This is a genomic window from Pseudomonas fontis, assembly GCF_028656955.1.
Classification (GTDB): Bacteria; Pseudomonadota; Gammaproteobacteria; order Pseudomonadales; family Pseudomonadaceae; genus Aquipseudomonas; species Aquipseudomonas fontis.
In genome coordinates this window covers 1-4623 of sequence record NZ_JAMDGY010000023.1, presented here as the reverse complement: position 1 = coordinate 4623, position 4623 = coordinate 1, and the positions used below count along the sequence as shown (strand labels likewise).

The 4623-nt window shown below is 61.3% G+C and carries 7 protein-coding genes; all 7 read left to right on the top strand.

The annotated features are described in order from the left end of the window. Positions 1–1596: phage tail tip fiber protein (locus tag M5G11_RS09440; protein WP_273913982.1), on the top strand; the 1596-nt coding region annotated here is incomplete at its 5' end. Continuing rightward, positions 1593–1931, top strand: coding sequence for a hypothetical protein (locus M5G11_RS09435; RefSeq protein ID WP_273913983.1), 339 nt, complete (start codon positions 1593–1595; stop codon positions 1929–1931). The genes M5G11_RS09440 and M5G11_RS09435, both read left to right, overlap by 4 nt. Next, positions 1928–2602: a hypothetical protein gene (locus M5G11_RS09430; RefSeq protein ID WP_273913984.1), complete on the top strand. Its 675-nt coding sequence runs from the start codon at positions 1928–1930 to the stop codon at positions 2600–2602. Before M5G11_RS09435 ends, M5G11_RS09430 begins: the two co-directional genes overlap by 4 nt. 57 nt (positions 2603–2659) lie before the next feature. Further along, the gene (locus M5G11_RS09425) at positions 2660–3229 is read left to right on the top strand and encodes a hypothetical protein (protein WP_273913985.1); all 570 of its coding nucleotides are present in this window, start codon (positions 2660–2662) and stop codon (positions 3227–3229) included. 1 nt (position 3230) lies between these two features. Continuing rightward, a complete protein-coding gene (locus tag M5G11_RS09420) occupies positions 3231–3587 on the top strand; it encodes a phage tail protein (RefSeq protein ID WP_273925266.1) in 357 nt (118 codons plus the stop codon). A 59-nt stretch (positions 3588–3646) separates the two neighbouring features. Then, the gene (locus M5G11_RS09415) at positions 3647–4141 is read left to right on the top strand and encodes a glycoside hydrolase family 24 protein (protein ID WP_273913987.1); all 495 of its coding nucleotides are present in this window, start codon (positions 3647–3649) and stop codon (positions 4139–4141) included. Continuing rightward, positions 4138–4623: DUF2514 family protein (locus M5G11_RS09410; protein WP_273913988.1), on the top strand; the 486-nt coding region annotated here is incomplete at its 3' end. The genes M5G11_RS09415 and M5G11_RS09410, both read left to right, overlap by 4 nt.

Genomic DNA, 4623 nt, shown 5'->3' with positions numbered 1-4623 from the left:
CCGCCAGCAGTCACCCACCTGACCACCAAGCCTCTGGTCTATGGCATTGGCCTTGACTGGGGCTTTCCTGCTGGTGCCGAGGACACTCAGCGGACGGAGATCTGGTACAGCAAGAACACTTCGCGGGACGATGCTATCAAGCTGAGCGACTTCGCCCACCCACAGTCGAACCACATGCTTCAGCTTGGCGCTGCGGGTCTTGAGTTCTTCTTCTGGGCGCGCCTGGTTGATCGCAGCGGCAACATTGGGCCGTGGCACCCGACCGGAATCGGTATCAAGGGCCGGTCAAGCTCGGATCAGTCGGAGTATGAGGAATACTTCAAGGAAAAAATTGGCAATGGCGCGCTCCTCCCAGTGTTGCGGGGTGAGATCGATCTGATCTCGGGGCCGCCAACGATGCCGGGCTCGGTCAGTGCACGGCTGAAGGCGGTCAACGACCAGTTGCAGGAGCAGATCGACGCTATTGGCGATGTGGTTGATGCACTCGAATACGACCCAGCAAAGGCCTACGCCTCGGGCGAGAACGTGCGCCAGGGCCAGCGCCTCTATGTGGCGATCCAGAATGTGCCGCTGGGAAATGCCCCGCCGAATCCAGCGTACTGGTTAGATATCGGCCAGGTGGCCAGGACCGAGAACGGCTCAGCGGCGCGGGTGACGCTGGTGGAGACCAAGGTCACTGAGCAAGACGGCAAACTCACGGCGCAGGCCAAACGCATTGATGGCGTGCAATCCAGCCTTGGCGATAAAGCGGATGCCTCTGCCGTGCAGGTGCTGAGCAACACCGTCAGCCAGCAGGGCGACACCCTCTCCAGTCAGGGGCGGGCACTGACCGTGCTCACCAACCGAGTCGGTGACGCCGAAGGCGTAGGTAGCGCCCAGGCTCAGGCCATCAGCCAACTCGATACGGCGGTTACTCAGCAGGGCACGAAGCTGGCAGCCCAGGCATCGCGCCTGGATGGTTTATTTGTCCAGGTGAACCCGGAGATGGAAGGGGATACCTCAGGCATGGCTGGCGAGCAGGGCGGCATGGTTGGGGTCTGGACCGAGCAATCCGTGCGAGTCGAGGACGGTATGGCCATCGGCAAGAAGGTCGAAACCGTTCAGGCCCAGATCGGCGAGACCAACGCTTCGGTTCAGATGCTGAGCGAAGTCACGGCGTCGGTTGACGGGAAGGTGTCGGCGATCTCTTCCTGGAAGACCGAGACAAACTCTCATGGCAAGAAGGTTGCGACCGGCATCGTCCAGGGCAGTAACGGCGATGAGGGTGAGATTCTGCTGATGGCGCAACGTCTTGCCATCATCGATGGCCTGGACGGTCAGATGACCCTTCCGTTTGTGGTCCAGGGCGGCCAGGTGTTCATGAACTCAACCGTTATCCGGCAAGCGGACATCTTGAACCTGATCATCACGGGCGTACTGCGCAGCGGTGACTATGTGCCAGGGCAGGCCGGAATCATGCTGAACTTTGTGTCTGGTCAGTTTGAGCTCAACGGCTCATCCCCGGGGCAGGGGCGCTCAGTGATCAGCAATCGCTCGATACGCTTCTGGGGCCCCAACAACCAGAAGCGGATACAGCTGGGAGATCAAACAGAATGAGCTACGGCCTGACGGTGTGGGATGCGCAGGGGCGCGTGCAAATGACCCTGGACGACTTCACTTACCAGGTGATGCACAGCCAGGTCTATGACCTACGCACTGTGTCTCCCATCGTTGTGAACATTCCAGGGTTCGACCCTGCCAAGTGCTCGGCGGTCATTCTGCCGATCGATGCAATTACAGAGGCGGCAATGGGCTCGGCCCTCAACGCGCTGCCTTACATGGCCCTTTCGGCCGGAAGCATTGGTATCTATCGGCAAACACCGACGGGCACGGCGACCACTGGTGCATCCTCTCTACGTTTTCGCCTGCTCGTAATGAGGTACACAAATTGACCTATGGTCTCTCGGTTCGAAACGACAACAACTACATCCAAATTGACTCCGAGGCCCCTCGGCTGTGCTGTGTGTGCGAGGGCACATATGCCGGCACTGCCGCCGTAACCGTGGGGTTCCCGAATGTGATCACTTCGCAAGAGCCACCGTGCGTATTCATTAGGCCGGATCCAGTGCAGGGCACAGTTCTTTACGGCAGCATGAACATCGCTGGCGGCCCCGGGGCGTGGACAGGGTTCAGCATCCAGCTGGCCAACATCACCTCGGTCACCGGCGGAACCTGGTTTGCAGCGGTCTTCGCAGCCACAACACAATCTGACTACGGTATGCGGATTTGGGACGCCGCAGGCAACCCCATTTATGACACTGGCAGCCCGGCAATTGCCGTCAGTACCGCAGCCAATGATTGGCCTTTTGTAGGCATGACTCAGCTGGAGATCGCCATTGCCTACACCTACGTTTGCCAGCTTCCGAGACCGATAGGCCCGCACGACCACTTCATGATCAACCCGTTCTCGCGCTGGCTGCTGTGCGCGCATCCAGGTAACTCGCTGCGCATGGGCGTCACAGTGGACTATGCGAACAATCAACTGCTGATGTTTGCCATGGGCTTCACTGCATGGACGGATATCGGGAGGCACGCTGCTGTGTTTGCCCGCATCCGGCGATAGACAGGACGTACAACTTCAAGCCCGCCATGTGCGGGCTTTTTCTTGAAAGGACCGAACATGACCAAACAAACAATCAACCTCGGCGTGGCACCGAATGGTGCCGGTGGTGATGACCGGCGCAGCGCTTGGCTCAAAGCCGTGGCGAACTTCGATGAGCTGTATGCACAGCTTGGGGGCAATATATTGCCGGCGGCTCTTCCCGTGGCCAAGGGCGGTACTGGCGGCACAACCCCGGCACTGGCGCGAACCAGTCTCGGCCTGGGAAGCGCTGCAACGGCCACGGTGGGTATCGCTGACGGCAACGTTCTGGCGAAAGGTGCCTTCGGGCTCGGTGGCTCATCGCGGTACGTCACGACCAACCCCGACAGCTCGCCCTTGGGTGGTGGCTTTCACTACTACGGCGACCAGACGGGTGGGGCATCTGCAGCGAACAACCGCTTCGGCATTCGCTTTGGGTTCGGCACCGGCCTCAGTCAGGGGTTTGAGCTGCTGAATGATCCATGGACAACGAGGTACTACTTGCGCAGCAGTTCATCGAACCCCGGCGCCCCGTGGTACACCCCCGTCGAAATCTACACCACCGGCAACACCACCCGCGCCGCTGACGGCACCCTCAAGGCGATCTGACATGGCAAGAGCAGCAATCAACATTCTCGGCGCGAGCGGAGAGACCTACGACCTGGCGTCGAACGGGGTGCGCGAGATCGGCTCCTCGCGAACGGCGAAAGGTGTCTACCGGGTCACCGGCTGCCTGGGCATGGTTCCGTTCCCGCCTATCGACGACGGCTGGGGCTACACGCTGAACCAGGTGGACGGTCGCGCCGACATCGATACCGAGTTCGTCAACGACGTGCTGACGGTCACGGCAACGAAGGACGGCCAGCCCTACGACCTCAAGCACATGATCACGCTGCACATCTTGGTACCGGATCTTCCGCCGATCAAAACCCCCGAGGCTGAGTCGCCGACAACTGCCGAAGGCTGACGACGAGCCGCATCACCGATACCCGCCCTGAGCGGGTTTTTTATTGCCTGGAGAAAGCCATGGCCAAGATTTCCGATTCACTGGCGGGCAGCCGAAACGCGCTCGCCTTCCTCGACATGCTGGGGTGGTCCGAAGGTACCTCGACCAGCAAACACACCCGCGATGACGGCTACGACGTGGTTGTCGGCGGCATCGACAGCCCGAACACCTTCAAGAGCTATGCCGGTCACCCGGGGGTATTGGTGACCGTGAACAGCAAAGGCCTGAAATCGACGGCTGCGGGCCGGTACCAGCAGTTACAGCGCTACTGGCCGCATTACCGCGACCTGCTGAAGCTGCCAGACTTCAGCCCAGTCAGCCAGGACAAGCTGGCCCTGCAACTGATCAAGGAGCGTGGGGCGCTGGCGGACGTGCACGCCGGCCGCATCCAGCTGGCGATAGGTAAGTGCCGGAACATCTGGGCCAGCCTGCCGGGGGCTGGCTACGGGCAGCGCGAGCACAACCTGGACGACCTGCTGGCCCACTTCATCGCCGCTGGCGGGAGGCTGGCGTGATCAGCGTACGCACTATTGGTGCGGCCGTAACGCTTGCCCTGGTGCTGGGCGCCTTCTGGGGCACCTATCAGCATGGCCGCTCAACCATGAGTGCCGAGTGGCGGGAGCGCTGGGCAACGCGCGACACGGCAGATAAAGCCGCTCAGGCCCAGGCTGAAGCCACCGAACGCACCAGAGAGCAAGCCCACCAACAGACAATCAACAAGGTGGTTCAAGATGGACAGAGGATCATTGATCAGGCGTTTGCTGATGCTGCCGACGCTCGCGCTGCTGACGGCCTGCGGCACACACCCGACGAGCTTGCCGGCCGTGTCGCCGCCCAGGCCGGCAGCCATTCCTGCACTGCCGCCACAAGCGCGGCAGCAACCCGCGCCGTCCTGGTGCTTGCCGACGTGCTCAAGCGCGCTGATGCAAGAGCGGGAGACCTGGCAGCAACTGCTGATCAAAGCCGGGGCAGGGGAGTGACCTGTGAGCAGGCCTAT

Excerpts from the sequence above, each read along its gene's own strand:
- M5G11_RS09435 (WP_273913983.1), top strand. The coding sequence starts at position 1,593 with ATGAGCTACGGCCTGACGGTGTGGGATGCGCAGGGGCGCGTGCAAATG.
- M5G11_RS09425 (WP_273913985.1), top strand. The coding sequence starts at position 2,660 with ATGACCAAACAAACAATCAACCTCGGCGTGGCACCGAATGGTGCCGGT.
- M5G11_RS09420 (WP_273925266.1), top strand. The coding sequence starts at position 3,231 with ATGGCAAGAGCAGCAATCAACATTCTCGGCGCGAGCGGAGAGACCTAC.
- M5G11_RS09415 (WP_273913987.1), top strand. The coding sequence starts at position 3,647 with ATGGCCAAGATTTCCGATTCACTGGCGGGCAGCCGAAACGCGCTCGCC.